The organism is Granulicella sp. S156 (assembly GCF_009766105.1).
In the GTDB taxonomy this organism is placed as follows: Bacteria; Acidobacteriota; Terriglobia; order Terriglobales; family Acidobacteriaceae; genus Granulicella.
Genome location: NZ_LMUH01000006.1, coordinates 58,103 through 77,186, shown reverse-complemented (window position 1 = coordinate 77,186; position 19,084 = coordinate 58,103). Strand labels below are relative to the sequence as shown.

Genomic DNA, 19,084 nt, shown 5'->3' with positions numbered 1-19,084 from the left:
TTATTCCCGGGACTGGAATTCTCTCGTCGCCCCCTCGCAACCTGCGGGTTTTGCAGGCAATCGAAGGCCGGCTGGAAGGGGAATGTATGAAAATCACGAGTTCAATTCGTAAAATCTTGGCAGCAACGACGCTGGCAGGTGCTCTGCTTGTCGTTCCTGCGGTCCAGGCCCAAATTGGCGTTTCGGTGGCTATCGCACCTCCTGCTATCCCTGCGTACGATCAGCCTCTCTGCCCCGGCGACGGTTATATCTGGACCCCTGGCTACTGGGCCTACGGCGACTCCGGATACGCCTGGGTCGATGGCGCCTGGGTCTATCCGCCCTATGTCGGCGGTCTCTGGACTCCCGGCTATTGGGGCTGGGGTGGCGGCGGCTACTTCTGGCACGGCGGCTACTGGGGCCGGAGCATCGGCTACTACGGTGGCATTAACTACGGTTTCGGCTACTTCGGCACCGGCTTCTACGGCGGTTACTGGAACGGTGGGCGCTTCTGGTACAACCGCGCCTATGGCCACTTTGGCCCCGGCTTCCGCGGCGGCTTCTATAACCGCTCCTATGCCGGCTTCAATGGCCGTCCTGGGGGAGCCTCTTTTGCCCGTGGCGGTGGCGGTTACGGCGGTGGATACCGCGGCTCGTCTATCAACGGCAACTTCCGTGGCGGCCAGGGCGTAGCAAATCGCGGCGGCTTCAATGGCGGCAACCGGGGCGGATTTAGTGGCGCCGGCGCAAACCGTGGCGGCTTCGGCGGTGGTGGTGCAGCCCACGCAAGCGGTGGTGGTGCAGCCCATGCAGGTGGTGGTGGCGGTGGCTTCCACGGTGGCGGTGGTGGTGGCGGCTTCCATGGCGGTGGCGGTGGACACGGCGGCGGCGGCGGACATCGCTAATCTGCAAGCTAATTGCTAAATCAACAAGGGGCTGAGGATCACTCCTCAGCCCTTTCTTTTTGCCTGGGATGCGCTAGACGCGTCCTGTTGGACTTTGCAGTAAACCGTCTCTTTTGCGAATAGCGGCTTGTGGGAATATCGGACAAGCCCGGTTAACTACCTCTATTTCCCTGCCAACTGCAAGACCATTCCAGCGATTCGCTCCAACGCCCCGGGCTTCGCCAGGGAACGAGCGTGGTGCGACATCTCCGCACGCCTGGCTGGATTCAGAAGCAAGCTGCGCAGATGTTCCAGTAACGTCTCCGGGGTTACATCACGCTGTAAGAGCATCTCCGCCGCGCCCGCTTCCACGAGCACCTCGGCGTTCTTGCGTTGGTGGTCATCGGCCGCCGCCGCAAACGGAACCAGTAACGAGGGTTTGCCCGCGGCGCATAGCTCCGCTACCGTGCTGCCCGACCTCGCCAGCACCACGTCCGCAGCCGCATACTGCTGGGGCATATCCGTCAGGAACGCGGCTACCGACCAGCGTGCAGTGTCGGCCCCGCTCGCCGCGAACTCCGCTCGAGTCTGTTCCAATCGCCGTACCCCGGCCTGGTGCACAATGGTCAACCCCGGCACCTCATCCAGTAGTTGCGCGACGATCTTTGGCATGGTCTCGTTGAAGACCAGTGCTCCATTGCTTCCGGCCGTGACGAGCAAACGGGGCGGCACGCCATCGGGACGCGGAGGCAGGGTAAAGATCTCCGGCCGCACCGGAACGCCTGTCACCTGGGCGTTGCGAAAGTAGCGCGTGGTCTGCGCGAAGTTCACGGCCGCGGCACTCACGCGCTTGCCGACCCAGCGGTTGGTCATCCCGGGCACAGCGTTCGGCTCATAGACCAGCGTAGGAATACGCAGCAGCAAAGCCGCCATCATCGCCGGGCCGCTGGCATAGCCGCCGACGCCAACAACAACCTGGGGCCGAAACTCCTTCATCAGACGGATGCAATGCACCACGCCCAACGGCAGATCGAGCATGGTGCGCAGCCGGGTGGCCACGCTTACATTCTTCAACTGGCCGGAGCGAACCAACTCCAGGGGGAACCTGGCCTCCGGCACAAGCTTCGTCTCGATCCCACGCTCTGTGCCGATGTACCGCACCTCGACCGAGTGCTTATCGCGCAGCTCACGCCCAATAGCAAGCGCCGGAACGACGTGCCCACCAGTGCCACCTCCGGCGATCATCACTTTAAGCTGACTCGCTGAGTTCGGGCTAAAGCCCGAACCTACATTGATTGTTGGCATTAATCGATCTCGCGCGTAATGTTCAGCAGCACGCCCATGCACGCCAGCATGACGAAGACGCTCGTACCGCCGTTGGAGATAAACGGTAGAGAGATTCCCTTGTTCGGCAGCAAAGCCAATACCACGCTGATGTTGAAGAACGCCTGCACCAGAATCGCCGTTGTCAGCCCAAAGGCCAGAAAGCGCGCGAAGGGGTCGGTGGAGAGAAAGGCAGCCCGCAGCCCGCGATAGCCGAGGATACAGAAGGCAACCACCACGCATAGCGCACCGATCATCCCCAACTCTTCGCAGATGTTCGCGAAGATAAAGTCGGTATGCGGCTCGGGAAGATAGAAGAGCTTCTGCCGCCCCTCCATCAGGCCGAGACCTCGAATGCCGCCGGTGCTGACAGCAATCAGCGATTGCAAAATCTGGAAGCCCTTGCCCTTCGGGTCCAAATCGGGATTGAAAAACACCATCATGCGCGCCCTGCGAAACGCCACAAGGAACAGCATGTAGTACATGACCGGCGCGGCAGCCAGCAACGCCAGGCCAATCCACTTCATCTGCATGCCCGCGAGATATAGCATCAGCATCAGTACCGCCGCGCACACCAGCGCGGTGCCGAGGTCTGGCTCCTTCAGGATCAGTGCAATGAACACCAGCGGTGGAATGGCTGCAGGGAGGAGCGTCTCTTTGATGTCATCGATCGTATGGATGCGCGTTTGTAAAAACCACGCAAGAAACAGGACAATGACTGGCGCAGCCAGCTCCGACGGTTGCAACGTCTGACCAGCCAGCCTGATCCAGCGATGCGCCCCGTTCATGCTGGGCATCACGAACACAGCCAGCAGCAGCAGCCCGGTGGTCCCCATCAGAGGGAAGATCAACTTCGGGTTGTTGTACTTGCGGTAGTCGATGCGCATCAGCACAAACAGCGCAATGAACCCCAACAGCACGAACCCCGCTTGCTTGGACACAAACGCATAAGGCGAGCCAGCGGTCGCCTTGGCCATCACAGCCGAGGCAGAGAACACCATCACCAACCCAAACAGGGCCAGCAACAGGACCGTCCCGAACAGCCATTTATCGACGCCAACCCGTTTCGCCATTGTTCTCTACAGCTTTCCTCTTCGTGCTCGGTTCTCGGTTCTCGGTTCTCGGTTGAAAGCAACTGACAACTGAGAACTGATGTGACAACCGAATCTGGCGGTTACACCATTCGCATTAATTCAACGACTGCACCAGGCTCTTGAACACCTGACCGCGATGCTCATAGTTCTGGAACTGGTCGAAGCTCGCGCACGCCGGAGCCAGCAAAACCGTATCGCCTGCGACAGCAACCTCGTGCGCCAGTGCGACCGCGCGGTCCATGGTCTCCGCTCTCTCTATCTTCACGACACCGGCGAGTTGGTGCTCAATCTTTTCTGCCGCTGAACCAATGGTGATAACCGTCTTGACGCGCTCGTGCAACAGTGGGCCCATGGCCGCATAGTCCGAGTCTTTGTCCTTGCCGCCAAGAATCAGGTAGATACCGCCCGCAAACGCCTCGACTGCCTTCACCGTCGCATCCACGTTGGTCGCCTTGGAGTCGTTGTAGTAGCGCACGCCGTGGAGCTCGCGCACAAACTCCAGGCGATGCTCAACGGCCTTGAATGCAGCCACCGCCGTGCGAATCGCCTCACTCGTCACACCGGCCAGCCTTGCGGCACACACCGCGGCCAGCACGTTCTCGACGTTGTGCGCGCCAGCCAGAGGAATCTCCGCGACTGGCATTACCGGCTCCGGCTTCGCGCCTTCGCTAGGAATAAAGAAGATCGTCTCGCCATGCACGAAGGCGCCCTGCTTGATCTGCCGCCGCGAGCTGAACCAGTAGATCTGTGCCTTGGTTTTGGCGGCCACCATCTGTGTGGCCTTGTCTTCGGCGTTCAGCACGAGAAAGTCTTCCGCCGTCTGGAACTCCGTGATGCGAGCCTTTGCCGCAGCGTAGTTCTCGAAGTTCCCGTGACGGTCGAGATGGTCAGGCGTAATGTTCAGCACCATCGCAATACGCGGACGAAACGTCTCTACGGTTTCCAGCTGGAAGCTCGAAACTTCGAGAACGCTCCAGGTTTCCGGCGTGCTCTCCGGCACCAACTCCGTAACCGGCTTGCCGATATTCCCACCTACGAGGGTGGGCTTTCCTGCCGCCTGGAGAATCTCTCCCAGGAGCGAGGTGGTCGTCGTCTTGCCATTCGACCCGGTGATCGCAAGCACCTGGCCCTGCAGATATTGTGCGCCCAACTCAAGCTCGCCGATGATGTGCATGCCCATCGCACGCACTTGCTTGAGTTCGGGCGTCGATGCAGGGACGCCGGGGCTTACGACGATCAGGTCCTGCCGGCGGAACGTCAGCAGGCCGTGGCTGCCGGCCTCGACCATAATTCCCTGCTCCAGCAGGCCGGGCAGTTCGGCAATCAGCGTTGCGGGGCGAGCATCGCTGACGGTCACACGCGCGCCACGTTCTTTCAGAAAACGCGCTGCCGCGAGTCCGCTCTTACCTAACCCAACCACCAAGACTCGCTTACCAGATAACTCCATGTTCACTCCAACTCTAAAATCTTCCCAACAACGTGGCTTAGCTTTTCTTTTTGTCATTCCTGGAACCGGTTGGTCCCGCAGGCCAGGAAGCAGATTCCCTACGGGAATGACAAAAAGAAAAGCAAAGACTCAGTGCGTTACCGCAGCTTCAGCGTCGTCAACGCAAATAGCGCAAACACCAGCGCCATAATCCAGAACCGGGTAATCACCTTCGACTCCGACCATCCACCCAGTTCAAAGTGGTGATGCAGCGGCGCCATTCTGAAGATACGCTTGCCGCCCCGCAGCTTGTAACTGCCCACCTGCAGGATCACGCTGACGGCCTCCAGAATGAACACCCCGCCGATAAACGGCAGCAGCAACTCCTGCTTGATGACCACCGCCACCGTGGCAATCGCTCCGCCCAGGGCCAGCGAGCCTACATCGCCCATAAAGATCTCCGCTGGATGAGCGTTGTACCAAAGAAAGCCGATGGAGGCTCCCACCATCGCCCCGCAGAAGATCGTCAGTTCGCTCACCTCGGGCATACGCTGCAGTTCGAGGTAGTCGCTGAACACCGCATGACCGCTGACATATGTCAGCACCGTCAGCGCTCCAGCGGCGATGATGGTGCAGCCGATGGCCAGGCCGTCGAGTCCGTCCGTCAGGTTCACGGCGTTGCTGGAAAACGTGATGACCAGCATCACGAAGATGACGAACGGCAGGAAAGCCAGCCAATGCATATGGGGAATATGCCCCATCCAACTCCACACCAGATCGGGCCTGAACCGCTTGAAGAAGGGCACCATCAGCCGCGTGGAGTAGGTCCGACGTGACTCAAGCACCAGCAACGCTACGGCAACTGCTCCGCTGGCAAGAAACTGGAAAAACAACTTCTGCCGCGAAGTAAGACCGAGGTTCCGCTTCTTTACCACCTTGATGTAATCGTCCGCGAAGCCGATAGCCGCAAAGGCGATCGTCGAAGACATCACCAGCCAGACGAATGGATCTGACAGGTTGCTCCACAGGAGCGTCGGCACAATGATCGAAAGACAGATCAACACGCCGCCCATCGTCGGCGTTCCGCCTTTTTTCTGATGGCTTTGCGGGCCCTCTTCGCGAATGTACTGGCCGATCTGGAACTGGCGCAGGCGGTCGATCACGTACGGCCCAAGCAGCAAGCCAATCAGCATCGCCGTCATGCTGGCGAAGACGCAACGAAACGTGACGAAACGGAAGATACGGAAGAACGAAAAGTATGGGAACAGTTTTTGATAGAGCAGCCAATAGAGCAATAGACTCGCCTCGCGTGAACATCTTATCCTCCGCTTCGCCTTGTACGGCGATGATTCGGAGGGTGAATCAACTTCTATGCCTTAGGACGTGGTTAGAGGGTGTGGTTATTCTTGTTGTTCGTTTGGTGAAGTGAAAATGAGCAGGAGCGATCGGGCGTTCGCCCGATACCCACCTTAGGCGCAAAAAACGCGCCGAAGATGGGGCACCCAGTCTGAACCCGACCCGTATCTCTAAGACGCGCCCAGCGCTGTAAGCGCCTTCTCCAACCGCACGCCACGCGAGGCCTTCATCAACACCACATCGCCTTCGCGCAGATTCTCGCGCAGCCACTCTCCTGCCGCTTCGGGTGTTTCTACAAACTTTGCCTCAACCCCTTCTGACTGTGCGCCTTCGACCAGCGAAGCCGCCAGGCCGCGAACGCCAACCACAAGATCCAGGCCTGCCATCGCCGCACCGCTGTGACGGTGCAGCTCCACGCCCTGGGGCCCGAGCTCCAGCATCTCGCCGACAACCACGATATGACGCGTTGCCTTTGTCTTCCTAAGCGCTTCTACCATCGCATCCAGAGCACGTGGGTTGGAGTTGTAGCAGTCGTTGATGATCTTTGCGCCATGCCACTCGATGACTTCGCCGCGCTTCTCCGTCGGCCGCATCTGCTCAAGCGCCGCGCAGCATTCCTTCAAGTCAATCCCGCTCTGCAGGCCCACCGCCACTGCTGCCAATGCGTTCAATATGTTGTGCCGTCCCATCAAATGGAGATGGATCTTCTGCACGCGGCCAACGATCCCCACGCGAAACCGCGTTCCGTCCAAGCCTGCTTCGTCGATCTCCACTGCGCGTACCGTCAACCCCGGCAGCGTTCCATACAGCACGGTGCGTCCACGCATTCCTCGGCCAAATGCGGCAACACGCTCGTCGTCGCCGTTCAGGATCGCGATGCCATCGGCGGGCAGGGCCTCCACCAGCTCATACTTCGCGCGTGCGATGCCTTCGATGCCGTCGGGAAAGTGCTCCAGGTGTACCGGCGCGACGTTCGACACGACTGCCCAATCCGGCTCTGCGATCTTCGCCAGCGCGCGGATCTCGCCCGCGTGGTTCATCCCCATCTCGATCACGGCTACTTCATGTTCGGGTTCCAGCTTCAGCAGCTGCAACGGCAAGCCGAAGCCGTTGTTCAGATTGCCTTCGCTCTTGAGCACATGGAACTTCGCGCTCAATACCTGTGCGACGCATTCCTTCGTCGTCGTCTTGCCCACCGAGCCCGTAATGCCGATCACACGCTTGCCCCACTCGCGGCGCACTCGATTGGCCAGCTTCTGCATCGACTCCAGCACGTCTTCATCCGGCACGCGCAGCAGTTTGTCTTCGTCGATATCTGCCGGCTTGAGCCAGCGCATGCTGACGACCGCCGCCACGGCGCCGTCTGCCAAAGCCGTTTCGACGTAATCGTGCCCATCGACGCGCTCGCCCTTCACCGCGAAGAACAACTCGCCCGCACCGATCGTGCGTGAGTCGATCGAGTATCCAACAGCCAGTGCCGTTGAGTCGAAGTCGCCTTCGGCGTGAATCCAGTCGGCGATCTGTCCTAACGTTAATTTCACCTTGCTTACCTCAAACCTTTAAATCTTCGTGCCGTTGCTTTTGTTTTTCGCCGTCATCCTGAGCCAACGGCGAAAAACAAGCAACAGCAAAGACAGAAGCAGATTCCCTACGGGAATGACAAACCAGAAAAACAAAAGCCAGCTACATCTATTTCTATTCTCGCTTACTCACCTCAACGCACGGTCTCACTTGGCGACCTCGACATGCAGTTCGCGCAGGACTCGCTCCGCTTCTGCGACATCATCGAAGGGCACTGCACCGTCGGCAAAGATCTGCACCTTCTCGTGGCCCTTACCGGCGAGCAGCACAATATCCCCGGACTTCGCCGAGCGAATGGCCACCTCAATCGCAGCGCGGCGGTCTTCTTCGACGATGAAGGTCGTCAGCGTCTCGCGTACCCCCAGTAAAGCCTCGTTGATGATCGTCATCGGCTCCTCGCTGCGAGGATTGTCGCTGGTCACGATGACAAGATCGCTCTCTTCTCCGGCAGCGCGGCCCATCTTCGGGCGCTTTGTCTTATCGCGATCTCCACCGCAACCGAACATCGTAATCACGCGCCCGCCGTGTTCGCCCACCGATTCGCGAGCCAGAGCAATCAGATTGCGCAGTGCATCGTCCGTGTGCGCATAGTCCACAACGACGGAGAATCCGGCAGCCTTCGAACCGGGCACTACCTGAAAGCGCCCCGGAACCTGATGCAGCGTGGCAGCAGCGTGGGCCACCTGCTCCAGCGTTAGCCCTCTGGCCAAAGCCGCACACGAAGCTGCCAGTAAATTCTCCACGTTGACACGTCCACTCAAGGGCGAGTGGATTGGAATTCGTCCCGCAGGCGTTACGAAATCGAAGTGCGTGTCACCCAGCGCGAGCTTTATATTCTCCGCCCGATAGTTGCCGAACTCCCCAGTGCTGTAGCTCATCAGTGTGGCACCGCAGAACTCGTGACACATCTCATCGCCGTACTCACTGTCGAGATTGATCACGGCCACACGCGGCGGCGGAGCGCCTACACCCGCGAAGATTCGGGCCTTGGCCTGAAAGTACGCCTCCATCGTGCCGTGATAGTCCAGATGGTCCTGCGTGAGGTTGGTGAAGATTGCGACATCCACGGGCAGGCCCCATACCCGCTCCTGCTCCAGCGCATGCGAACTCATCTCCATCACGGCTTCAGTACAGCCTGCGCGCACGCCTTCGGCAAAAACCGCGAGCACATCGCGGCTCTCCGGGGTGGTGTGTTCGCTCTCGCGCACCACATTCCCGATATGTGTCTCGATCGTGCCCAGCAGCACGCTCTTGCGGTCGACGCTGCGCAGCATCTGCTCCAGCAGAAAGGCGGTTGTCGTCTTGCCGTTGGTACCGGTCACGGCGCTGAGTTTCAGCTTTTGTTCGGGGTGGCCGAGGACTGCCGCGCTTATCTCCGCAAGCGCACGACGGCCATGCTCGACCAGGGCCACGGCCAACTCCGGCTGGCGCTCACGAAGCTCTGCAAATGTCTCCGCTGAGTCCGTGATGACCGCCACCGCGCCTTGTCGAATGGCCTTATCGATAAAGCGGTTGCCGTCGCTCGAGCCGCCCTTCATGGCGACGAACACGTCGCCGGCGGTCACGCGACGCGAGTCGTACTGCACGCCGCGAACGTCGATGGTGCGCGAACCGGCGGTCTCCCTCACGCGAACATTCGAGATGGCTTCGATCCATTGCATGTATTGATCCTTGTTCGTTTACACCTTTTTGGCGGAGAAGCGGCCTTTAAGCCGTAGAGGTAGACAATATTCTGCAGGTTTAGCCCCAGCTCTTTTGCCAGCCTCAGCAGGAGGCCCAGGGCTAAAGCCCCTTCTTGCGTAGCCTTGATTCCGGGACCTAAAGGCCCCGGCTACTCCGAAAAACAACAACTACAGATACAGAAGCAGATTCCCTACGGGAATGACAAACTAGAAAAACAAAGACAAGAGCTATCGTAAATTTTTGGTAGATCCTAGCGCGCAAAACGTACAACAATTTCGGTACCCACCGGCACCATCGTACCTGCGGCCGGGGCCTGGTCTCGTGCGAGCCCGCTGCCCACCGGCTGCACGCGCAGACCAAGGTTCCCAGCGTGCTCGATGGCTGCGCGCAGGTCCGTTCCATGGAAGTCCGGCACTGCCACCCGCTTGCCGGCATCGATGACGACTCCGCCATTCGCCTTCGACTGCACCTCGGGCTGGATCTGCGGAGTTCGTACAGGTTGATTCGTATTCGCGCTCGTGTCGTTGATGACAGAATTTGTGTTGCCGTTCGCATGGAAGGCTGCGAGCACCTTCGCGGAAAGCGAATTGGCTAAAGCCCCTGTGTGCGATTGAGACGCCGCTGCCTGCTGAGACCTCTGTTGTTCCTGCTGTTCCTGCACGGAGTCCGCGGCCTGGTTCTGGGCCATCGCCGCTGCATTCGCGGGCTGCCGCAGAGGGTCGTCCACCGGCAGGCTGTTGATCTGATCGAACATGGCATTCAGATCATCCACATGGTCTGAATCATCTTCCGGTTGAACGGACGCGGCCGCTTGGGCTATCTCCTGTTTGGTCTTCAGCGGCTGGTCGTGAGGTACGCCGAGGTACTCCAGCACCTGCTGCGCGAGTTCGCTAAAGACCGGCGCAGAGACGATGCCTCCGTATCCGCTCCCCACGGAAGGTGTATCGATGACGACCGCTACCGAGATCGCCGGATTGTTCACAGGAGCAAAGCCCGCAAAGCTCGCCACCAGCTTGGTGTGCGAGTACGTGTGCGTTGCCGGATCGACCTTCTCTGCTGTCCCCGTCTTACCGGCGGAGCTATACCCGTTCAACGCTGCCGACTTGCCTGTTCCCTCGGTCACAATGCCTTCCATGATGGAGCGCATCTGCGCTGCCGTGAAGGACTTGATCACACGGTGCGAACCATCCGGCAAGGTGCTCGGCAGATCGGCGACGGGATGGAAGGGAACAGCATGAAGTCGGGAATCGCCCTTCATCTGATCGGTCGACTGCAGCAGCACGTGCGGAGGAATATACGTTCCGCCGTTGGCGATCGTTGAGACCATCGTTACCAGTTGCACCGGCGTTACACCGATCTCCTGGCCGATGGCGAGCGACAGGATGCTGGTCGATCCCCACTTTCTGGGTGGCCGCAGCAGGCCGCGCGTCTCGCTGGGCAGCTCAATGCCGGAGCGCTCGCCGAAGCCAAACGCTTTCATGTAGTCGTAGAACTTGTCTGGGCCAACCTTCAGCGCCATCTTGGCCGCGCCCACATCGCTCGATTCCTCCAGAGCCTTCCGCACCGTGATGACGCCGTAGTGGTCGGCCTTGTCGTCATGCAGCGTGCGCCCGAACATCGTCATCGCGCCGCCCTGACAGTCGACCATATCCGTCGGCTGGACACCCGCGCCATCGATTGCGGCCGAATACGTGACCAGCTTGAATGTCGAACCCGGCTCATAGATATCGCTGACCGCGAGGTCTGTCAGAGAGTCGGCATCGAGGTGCCGTGAGTCGTTGGGGTTGAATCGAGGGGAGACTGCAAGCGCCAGGATCTGTCCGGTGTGGGGGTCCTGCACCACGATCGTGCCGTGCAGTGCCTTGACCTTCGCCACCTGCTCATCGAGCACGCGCTCGGCCATGTACTGAATATTCGAGTCGATGGTCAGCACGAGGTTCTCGCCCGGCATGGGCTCGCTTTCCTCAGACCCCAGCGCGTGCCGCTTGGCGTCGAGCGCCGTCAGCATATGTCCGGGCGTGCCGTGCAGCTCGTCGTCGAACTCGCTCTCCAGGCCGCCGAGTCCAGCATCATCGGTGCCGACGTAGCCCAGTACATGGGCCGCGAGGTCGGCGTTCGGATAGAAGCGTTTGAACTCTTTCTGAAAGTAGATGCCCTTGAGGTTCAGCTCTCGCACGCGCTCCGCAGTATCCGGATCGAGCTTTCGAGCCACCCAGGCAAAGTGTCGTGACGCATTCATGCGCGCAAGAATCTGTTGCTGGGTCGTAAAGTGGTCGAGAGAGTCGGTGTGGACGATCTTCGCCAACATTGCCGCATCTTCCTGGCGATTCTCGCCAATCTCACTCGGCTCCGCATAGACGCTATCTACGGACACCGTCATGGCGAGCTCGCGCAGATTGCGGTCGTACAGCACGCCACGCCGCGGCGCTACCTCAAAGGTGCGCTGCTGCTGCTCGGCGGCCCGCTTGACGAACTCGCTGTGGCGTACGATCTGCAGCCAGCTGAGACGGAACGCGATCAACCCCACCCAAAGGCAAAAAAACGTCGCGACATAGACAAAGCGCACCCGGCGAATGGGCGCGGTCAATGCCTTACGTGGCGACGACTTCATGTCTGGGGTCCTGTTCCGTTAGGTTGCTCTCGCAATAACTGCTGGTTCCTGGTTGTCAGTTCTCAGTTGTCCGTTCTCAGCTTTGGAGATCGCGAACTGACAACTGAGAACTGACAACTTAGTTTACGTTCAATGCCGGCATGTGCGCCTGTGCCAGCACAGGCGTTGCAAGGCTCGATCCATCCGGGCGTACTACCTGGCCGGGCAGAGGAGCGTCCAGCCCGAGCTGCTTCGCGAGGTGATCGATGCGGCCGGGATCGCTCAATTGCGCTTCCGTCAGGCGAAGCTGGCGGTTGGTCTCACGCATCTGCTCCACCTGCGTCTTCTGCGCCTCAACCTTGTATCCGACCTCAATCGCCGAGAAGTGCTGCCATACGTAGACCATGGTCAACGCGAAGAATAGGGTCATCACGATCGTGAAGCTGCGCATCTCGCGGCGGCGCTCCGGATCGTCGGCCTTCACGATGCGGGTGTTATCGATGTGCTTGCTGAAGAACATCTCGGGCGTGGGGCCGCGGCGGCGCGGCCGCTGCAGCTCATAGAGCTCGCGATTGCGCTCGGCCAAATTCGCCCGGCTCGCCGCACGGCCTCCTGTTGCGCGCCGTGTGTGCATCCGCTCCATCTCCTGCCCTATCGCCATCGTTGCCATTGCTTGCCTCCCTGCCTCTTACGCGGCCACCAGCCGCTCGATCTAAACTTTGCCCGGCCCTTCTTCTCGACTCGCTTCTCGCGAGTGCAACCCGGGCCGGGGTTGCTGATGGGAGGAAGGGATTTTTTGGTACTTGGGTGTCTTTCGCCTGAAAGCACGGCAGGACAACCCCGGCCCGATCCTTAGAACAGTGATAAGTGAGGAGTGGTAAGTGATTAGTGAAGAGCAGCGAAACTCGCTTTTTTACTGGTCACTTATTCACTTGCCACTTGCCACTCCTAAACTTTTTCCGCAGCTCTCAGTTTCGCACTGCGCGACCGTGGATTTCTGAGCGATTCCTGCTCTCCTGCCGCGACCGGTTTCTTGGTCAAAATCTCCAGCGTGCCTGCCTTGGCCGCCTCTTTGAAACTGTCCTTTACCGGCCGGTCTTCCAGCGAGTGGAAGCTGATCAGCACCACTCTGCCACCCGGTTTCAGCAGAGACCCCGCGCTCTTCAGCAGCGATTGAATCTCTCCTAATTCATCATTCACACGAATTCGTAAGGCCTGGAAGGTTCGCGTTGCGGGATGAATCTTGTCGCCTTTCATTGATGGGGCGACGGCCGATATCACTCGAGCAAGTTCTGCTGTCGTTTCTATCGGCCGCGCCCGCACAATGGCTCTGGCGATTCTCCGCGACCTCCTTTCCTCTCCGAATTCGTAAATCAGGTTGGCGAGATCTTCTTCGTCTGCCTGATTTACCACCTGTTGGGCCGTCAACTCGCTGCGCGAATCCATTCGCATGTCCAGCGGTCCATCGGTCCGAAAACTAAATCCTCTGTGCGCCTCGTCCAGCTGCAGGCTGCTTACGCCAAAGTCGGCGAGCAAACCATCCAGACTGCCCGGCTCAATCACCTCGGCGATCTCCGAAAACGGCCGCGGCACATACTGCACTTGCGGCATTTCGGCTCCGAGCTCCTCGGCAACTGCCGCGAGCCTCGCCTGCGCCTTGCCCATGGCCTCCGGGTCGCGGTCGAAGCAGATCAGCCTCCCGGAGGCGCCCAGCTTCCTCGCAATGGCTGCCGAGTGGCCTCCGAGCCCCAGCGTTGCGTCTACATACACGCCGCCAGGCTGCACATTCAGGTACTTCAGACTCTCTTCCAAAAGAACCGGCACGTGTTGCGGTCTTTCCATCACTCCGCCACCCATGCGTCCCACTGAGGGACTCAAATTGCTACAACCCCAGGTCCGCCAAAGCGGCCTGATCCTCTGCTGTCAGTGGAGCTGCCTTCAGCTCTGCCTCGAACATCTCGCGGTTGGCGACTTCGAGATAATCCTGCTTCCCGAAGACCACAACATCCGCCATAACTTTTGCCGACTCCCGCAACAACTGCGGAACTAAGAGGCGGCCCTGATTGTCCATCTCTGCCATCTGGCCGTAGTAGCTCGTCACGTCCAGAAACTTTTGCTTGGCCGGGTTCATATTCGGAATCTTGGCCAGTTTGGCTTCGACTTCCTCCCACGCCTTGAGCGGCCAAATCTCAGCACGCTTGCCGTCTTTGCTGGTGATGTAAAAGAGTTGTTTCTCGTCTTCGCCCCCGGCGAGCTGACCCTTAAAGTCGGCAGGAAGCTTCAGCCGGCCTTTTTCGTCTACTCGAGTTGGGTGATTGCCGCGAAACATACTCTGAACCTCAGGCGATACCTTCCCTTGCGTTAGAGAAGCAGACCCCGGGTACACTTGAGGGGTGAACTGCGTATCATTCACCCTTTTTGACCACTTCAGACCACTTCGCTCCACCAGACTCTCGCGTAATGAGGTCGCTGTAAAGCCCTAAATTGGGATTGGGCTACACTTTTTCCACGCAAAATGTGGAAAATCCAGCCTATTGTGGGAATACAAACATCAACTACTACAGGTAGTGTTGACCCCTGTGATTCGTACCTCGGGACGCACTTGCCTTTTCTGCCCGCCCTATTGTAGGCGAAAATAAGGCGAAAGTCTCTTCGCCTCTGCCTTACGCCGGTCCCTGGATATTGCTCAGCGCGCTCTTCTGCTCTCGCTCGTGCTTCAAGAACCAGAGCAGATAGGCCAGTACGGCGAGGTTGATGAGGAGAAGTCCGATCCGGAAGCTGGAGAAGTGGGCGAAGAGCTCATAGATCTCCCAGGGCAGCGCCGCGGCCGTCAGGATGACGGTGAAGTACTCAGCCCAGGTCTTCTCCAACAGCAGCCCTGTACCTTCTACCACGCAGACTCCCGCGTAGAGGAAGGAGAGTATCCCCGCCTGCCGCAGGTGGTGGGGGTCGATCAGGTCGGCCTTGTCCATCAGCAGGGATACCAGCTTGCCTTCGGGGTCGATCCGCAGAGCGTCGGCAAGCTTCATCACCATGTCGCCAAGATCGCGATGCACCAGATGCAGGGCTCCCGCGCCAAGCGCCGTGAAGAAGAGCGCCTTGCTCATTTTGAAGAGGCCTACGAGCAATAGCCCGCGCGAATGCCTGGCGTGTGTGTGTGGCTGGAGCTCTGTCGTTGGTTCGCCGTCTTGCGTGGCTGGGTTCGAATTTGAAACTGTTTGCTGCATGGCCGCTTACAGTTGACGGGTGAGCCGCCGCTTTGTCAACGGAGCCGTATCTTCGCAGGGTCTCCGTGCCAGACCTGGAGACAACAAAAGTGCCCGCGCCATGAGGGTGACGTGGGCACTCTTCGGCGCAATTGTGCCGCGCCGAAGCTCAAACTTGCTTTTCCTGTTTGCTGTTTCCTGCCCCTACATCTCCGCCCATTGCCGCAGCAGGTTGTGATACACCCCGGTCAACTGCACCGAGCTCTGCTTCACCTCAGGGCTGGCGGCATGCTCGGATCGGGCGAGCCGCTGGATCGACTCGTCGAGATCGAAAAGCAAGATGCGGTGGGCATCCTGCCGGATCATGCTCTGCATCCAGAAGAAGGAGCTGATGCGGTTGCCGCGCGTCACGGGTTCGACGCGGTGCAGGCTCGTCGCTGGATACAGCACCATGTCGCCAGCTGCGAGCTTCACGCTCTTCTCGCCGTAACTGTCTTCGACGATGAGCTCGCCGCCGTCGTATTCCTCGGGTGGAGTGAGAAAGAGCGTCGCACTCAGGTCGGTGCGGATGCGCTGTCCTGTTGTTACCAGCTGGCGAATTGCGGTGTCCACGTGCGTCCCGAAGGTCTGGCCGCCGGCGTAGCTGTTGAACATCGGCGGAAATACGCGCAACGGCAGTGCCGCCGACATGAACCGAGGCGAACGCGCGAGCCCGGCAAGGATCATCTCGCCAAGCTCTTTGGCTACGGGCGAGGTCTCCGGAAGCTGCGCGTTGCGCTTGACCTCCTGCGCCTGATAGCCCGCCGTTACGCGGCCATCGACCCATTCCGCGGTGGCGAGCTTCTGCCTCGCCACCGCTACCTGTTCTGCCGTGAGTACTTTTTCGATTGTGATGAGCATGTTTTGATTTTGCCTCGTACTGCAGCTAGAACCTGAAGTTCGCCCCAATCAGCGCGCTCAGCCCTGCACCCGGTATCAAATGGCTAGGATGCGGCTGGTCGATATAGAAGCGGTTCAGCAGGTTATACACATTCGCCTGCAGCTCCAGACGATCCGTAATAGGCCGCTTGACCATCGCATTGAACACCCAGTAGCCCGGCACCTGCTTCATCGCCGTAGAAAGCACCTGGTAGCAGGTCGTCACGGCTGGGGTCTCGCTGGTGGCGCACGGAGCGCTGCCCAAAGCGTACGTCTGTGCCGGGCCAAAGCTCGTCGGGACATATGGCGTCGTGGAGCTCGCTGTACGGCTGGCGACATAATTCCCGCCGAAGCCGGCGCTCAACTTGAAGGGCAGATTGTGCGTCAGGAAGAAATTGAACGTCTGCCTGGGCACATTTGCCAACTGGTATCCGATCGAGCTGGGGAACTCCTTCGAGGCCAGCACCGCACTATCCAGATACGCATATCCGAGCACGAGATTTAGTCCGCCTCCGAGCTGCCCGACGGCGCTGGCCTGTACGCCCTTCACGCGTTGATTACCCGCAAGCACGATGTTGTTCGAGTTGTTTGGATCGGTCTCGCGGGCGTTGTCCTGCTCGGTGCGAAACCATGCTCCTTCCACTCGCAGGCGCTCGTTCAGGAAGCTGTACTTCGCGCCGACCTCGTAGCTCTCGTTCTCTTCCGGAGGAAGGACGCTGGTAGCGACGCTCAGGCTCAGGGTCTCTGCCGAAGGATCGAAGCTGGTTCCCCAGTCGAAGTACACCGAGCCGTGCGAGTTCGGCTTGAAGACAGCCGCGGCACGATAGCTCGGCTGATGGACCGTCTGCGAGATCGGGGCAATCGCAGCCGTCAGAGCGGCACCCGCCACACCAGTCGCAGGGGCGTACAGGTTGAACAGCGTGTCGAAGTAATCCCAGCGAACGCCACCACTCAATTCAATAAAGCGGCCCAGCTTCATCGTGTCGACGAAATACAGCCCGGCACTCATCGACTTCACGTGGGTAATCGACGAGATGTATCCCGTCCCCGAGAACACATCGTGCGGGTTCGGCGTTACCAGGTTGGTCGGAGTTACCGAGTTGATCTTGTTCTCGGTATAGCTCGTCTTGATGGGGTTGGAGATCTCCTGCCCACCCTCAACACCGCCGGCAAAGTCGTTGCGGACATGGGCAACCTTGAAGTGCGCGGTTACCTCTGTCTGGTCCCACAGGTCGCCCTCCACGCTCTTGACCTGGATCTGGTTGCGATTCACGGTCATCTGGGCCGGAGGAGTCGCAAAGGTGTAGGGACACGTCACCCCCGTGTTGACCGCGCTGGTTGGCAGCGACGCAACGTAGCCCCCAACGGGAACGCTTACAGTGGCGTTCGAACATATCTGCGGCTCGGTGATCTGCACGTCACGCGGATAGTTGGCCCATCGGGCGATGGTATGCACGTCAACCTTTTCTGAGAAGGCGTGATTCGCCTTCAACGTGAGGATGTCGTCACTCGTGCGCAGGAAGTTCTCGTCCGGGAAGCCGAAGTAAGAGTGCCGATTGACGCCCGGGGCCAGCCGGTTGAAGAACCACGGCAAGCCGTAGTCGGGCGTATCGCTCTCGGTGAAATGGAAGTAGCTGATGGTCAGCCGCGTCGGCGAGTTCAGGCCGAAGCTGATGGACGGCGCCAGGCCAAAGCGACGGTTCTCGGCATATGGCCGTCCTGCCACTCCGCCTTCATTCGCCATGGCATTCAGGCGAAACGCGGCACCCTCGGCGAGATCCGGCAGAGGCTCGTTGATGTCGGCGGTCACGCGACGGGTCAGGTCCGTACCTACCTGCGCCTGCACGTTCACAAACTCATCCGCCGCCGGGACCTTGCTCTCCTCGTTGACGACTCCACCCGTCGAGCCGCGGCCGAACTGCACGCCGGCGGGCCCTTCCAGCACCTCTATCTGATCGAAGTTGAAGCTATCGCGATAGTAGCTGCCGAAGTCGCGAATGCCGTCCAGGAAGATGTCGTTGCGCGCGGTAAAGCCGCGAATCGTAAAGCTGTCCCCCTGGGCTCCGCTCTCACCGGCCGCAAGGCTGATGCCCGGCACATTGCGCACAGCGTCCATGAGGGTACGGTTCTGCTCGTCCTTCAGGACAAACTGCGGCACGATCGACACCGACTGCGGTGTATCCAGCAGCGACTCGGTAAATTTGCTCATCGACACCGAGTCGGAGATCCCCGCAGTCACGTCTACCGAATCCGAGTGGCGCAGCCCGATGGAAACCGTGTCCGAGCCTTCGAACTTAAAGCTCAAGCCAGAGCCTGCAAGTAACTGGCGCAACGCCGAGTCGTTCGCATAGAGGCCGCTCACGCCCGAGGTCTTGAAGCCTGCAAGCTGGGCTGCCGGAATCTCCAGTTTGACCGTAACGCCGCTCTGCTCCTGATACGCTTCAAGCGCCGCGGCCAATGCTCCCTCAACGACGTGAAAACGCCGTACCGGCAACTGTGCGGGCGCCGGATCCTTGGCTACCTCGGCGATCGTCTGTTGCGCCATTGCATCCATACGACCCGCCGTCGCGTATGCGACTGCCGTTGCCAGTGCGACCAGCTTTGTCTTCGTACCGCACGTCATCGCACTCTTTGCAGACTTCTTCTTCACGTCGATCTTCCCTTTATCGTTAGCGGCCGGCTCGCCCTCACGCGCCATCCGTCGCCCTGTCATAGCGCGGTCCTCAATTCACGCGCCCTATCCTTCACTTACTGCAAATTCCCGCCTAATGTACCTGGAACCCCTCCAGAAAGCCGACATCGCCCCTGGCAGCTCTCTCAAGCGCCGACGAATACCGACCACATCAGTCCGATATGAATTAGCTTACCGCATATCTAGGACTAGATGAGTCGTAGATCGAAATTTCTGTGCGAATTTCGGAGAGAGGAGTGCAGCGTGAAGCACCCGAAGACCTTGACGCAACGGGCGCAAAGGAAAAACGCCAAGTTTCGCCACGGCCTCCGTGGCGAAACTTGGCTTACCTGGCGCGCTTGGCGTCAAGGAT

14 protein-coding genes are annotated in these 19,084 nt (G+C 59.6%); 1 reads left to right on the top strand and 13 read right to left on the bottom strand.

Annotated elements, in window-relative coordinates:
- Positions 1-86 precede the first annotated feature (86 nt).
- Complete coding sequence (locus tag GSQ91_RS04950; protein WP_158820156.1) at positions 87-884, top strand: YXWGXW repeat-containing protein; 798 nt, start codon at positions 87-89, stop codon at positions 882-884.
- Between the two features lie 162 nt (positions 885-1,046).
- Here the strand turns inward: GSQ91_RS04950 and murG are convergent, their stop codons facing one another.
- From murG to GSQ91_RS04885, 13 genes are all read right to left on the bottom strand, one after another.
- Positions 1,047-2,168 (bottom strand): undecaprenyldiphospho-muramoylpentapeptide beta-N-acetylglucosaminyltransferase, encoded by a 1,122-nt coding sequence (murG, locus tag GSQ91_RS04945; protein ID WP_254064366.1) that lies wholly within the window; start codon positions 2,166-2,168, stop codon positions 1,047-1,049.
- The gene (ftsW, locus tag GSQ91_RS04940) at positions 2,168-3,259 is read right to left on the bottom strand and encodes a putative lipid II flippase FtsW (RefSeq protein WP_158820155.1); all 1,092 of its coding nucleotides are present in this window, start codon (positions 3,257-3,259) and stop codon (positions 2,168-2,170) included. Before ftsW ends, murG begins: the two co-directional genes overlap by 1 nt.
- 115 nt (positions 3,260-3,374) lie before the next feature.
- Positions 3,375-4,727, bottom strand: a complete 1,353-nt coding sequence (murD, locus tag GSQ91_RS04935) for a UDP-N-acetylmuramoyl-L-alanine--D-glutamate ligase (protein WP_158820154.1) — start codon at positions 4,725-4,727, stop codon at positions 3,375-3,377.
- 137 nt (positions 4,728-4,864) lie between these two features.
- Entirely contained in the window at positions 4,865-6,001 is a 1,137-nt protein-coding gene (mraY, locus tag GSQ91_RS04930; RefSeq protein ID WP_158820153.1) for a phospho-N-acetylmuramoyl-pentapeptide-transferase, read from the bottom strand.
- A gap of 231 nt (positions 6,002-6,232) precedes the next feature.
- Positions 6,233-7,603 (bottom strand): UDP-N-acetylmuramoyl-tripeptide--D-alanyl-D-alanine ligase, encoded by a 1,371-nt coding sequence (gene murF / locus GSQ91_RS04925; RefSeq protein WP_158820152.1) that lies wholly within the window; start codon positions 7,601-7,603, stop codon positions 6,233-6,235.
- A 186-nt stretch (positions 7,604-7,789) separates the two neighbouring features.
- Positions 7,790-9,304 carry a UDP-N-acetylmuramoyl-L-alanyl-D-glutamate--2,6-diaminopimelate ligase gene (locus tag GSQ91_RS04920; RefSeq protein WP_158820151.1) on the bottom strand — a complete coding sequence of 505 codons (1,515 nt, stop codon included), beginning with the start codon at positions 9,302-9,304 and terminating at the stop codon, positions 7,790-7,792.
- Positions 9,305-9,576: 272 nt separating this feature from the next.
- Complete coding sequence (locus GSQ91_RS04915) at positions 9,577-11,937, bottom strand: penicillin-binding protein (protein ID WP_158820150.1); 2,361 nt, start codon at positions 11,935-11,937, stop codon at positions 9,577-9,579.
- A gap of 118 nt (positions 11,938-12,055) precedes the next feature.
- Positions 12,056-12,586: a cell division protein FtsL gene (locus GSQ91_RS04910; RefSeq protein WP_158820149.1), complete on the bottom strand. Its 531-nt coding sequence runs from the start codon at positions 12,584-12,586 to the stop codon at positions 12,056-12,058.
- A gap of 278 nt (positions 12,587-12,864) precedes the next feature.
- The gene (gene rsmH / locus GSQ91_RS04905) at positions 12,865-13,758 is read right to left on the bottom strand and encodes a 16S rRNA (cytosine(1402)-N(4))-methyltransferase RsmH (protein WP_158820148.1); all 894 of its coding nucleotides are present in this window, start codon (positions 13,756-13,758) and stop codon (positions 12,865-12,867) included.
- 40 nt (positions 13,759-13,798) lie between these two features.
- Positions 13,799-14,245: a division/cell wall cluster transcriptional repressor MraZ gene (locus GSQ91_RS04900; protein ID WP_158820147.1), complete on the bottom strand. Its 447-nt coding sequence runs from the start codon at positions 14,243-14,245 to the stop codon at positions 13,799-13,801.
- Positions 14,246-14,579: 334 nt separating this feature from the next.
- Positions 14,580-15,143, bottom strand: coding sequence for a DUF2127 domain-containing protein (locus GSQ91_RS04895; RefSeq protein ID WP_158820146.1), 564 nt, complete (start codon positions 15,141-15,143; stop codon positions 14,580-14,582).
- A 183-nt stretch (positions 15,144-15,326) separates the two neighbouring features.
- Positions 15,327-16,022 carry a Fe2+-dependent dioxygenase gene (locus GSQ91_RS04890; RefSeq protein ID WP_158820145.1) on the bottom strand — a complete coding sequence of 232 codons (696 nt, stop codon included), beginning with the start codon at positions 16,020-16,022 and terminating at the stop codon, positions 15,327-15,329.
- A 25-nt stretch (positions 16,023-16,047) separates the two neighbouring features.
- Complete coding sequence (locus tag GSQ91_RS04885) at positions 16,048-18,753, bottom strand: TonB-dependent siderophore receptor (RefSeq protein WP_254064364.1); 2,706 nt, start codon at positions 18,751-18,753, stop codon at positions 16,048-16,050.
- Between the last annotated feature and the right edge of the window lie 331 nt (positions 18,754-19,084).

What these genes read in the sequence shown, in the direction of transcription:
- rsmH (WP_158820148.1), bottom strand. Translation starts at nt 13,758, where the DNA reads ATGGAAAGACCGCAACACGTGCCGGTTCTTTTGGAAGAGAGTCTGAAG.
- ftsW (WP_158820155.1), bottom strand. Translation starts at nt 3,259, where the DNA reads ATGGCGAAACGGGTTGGCGTCGATAAATGGCTGTTCGGGACGGTCCTG.
- GSQ91_RS04910 (WP_158820149.1), bottom strand. Translation starts at nt 12,586, where the DNA reads ATGGCAACGATGGCGATAGGGCAGGAGATGGAGCGGATGCACACACGG.
- GSQ91_RS04950 (WP_158820156.1), top strand. Translation starts at nt 87, where the DNA reads ATGAAAATCACGAGTTCAATTCGTAAAATCTTGGCAGCAACGACGCTG.
- GSQ91_RS04885 (WP_254064364.1), bottom strand. Translation starts at nt 18,753, where the DNA reads ATGACAGGGCGACGGATGGCGCGTGAGGGCGAGCCGGCCGCTAACGAT.
- GSQ91_RS04890 (WP_158820145.1), bottom strand. Translation starts at nt 16,022, where the DNA reads ATGCTCATCACAATCGAAAAAGTACTCACGGCAGAACAGGTAGCGGTG.
- GSQ91_RS04900 (WP_158820147.1), bottom strand. Translation starts at nt 14,245, where the DNA reads ATGTTTCGCGGCAATCACCCAACTCGAGTAGACGAAAAAGGCCGGCTG.
- GSQ91_RS04915 (WP_158820150.1), bottom strand. Translation starts at nt 11,937, where the DNA reads ATGAAGTCGTCGCCACGTAAGGCATTGACCGCGCCCATTCGCCGGGTG.
- GSQ91_RS04895 (WP_158820146.1), bottom strand. Translation starts at nt 15,143, where the DNA reads ATGCAGCAAACAGTTTCAAATTCGAACCCAGCCACGCAAGACGGCGAA.
- GSQ91_RS04920 (WP_158820151.1), bottom strand. Translation starts at nt 9,304, where the DNA reads ATGCAATGGATCGAAGCCATCTCGAATGTTCGCGTGAGGGAGACCGCC.
- murD (WP_158820154.1), bottom strand. Translation starts at nt 4,727, where the DNA reads ATGGAGTTATCTGGTAAGCGAGTCTTGGTGGTTGGGTTAGGTAAGAGC.
- murG (WP_254064366.1), bottom strand. Translation starts at nt 2,168, where the DNA reads ATGCCAACAATCAATGTAGGTTCGGGCTTTAGCCCGAACTCAGCGAGT.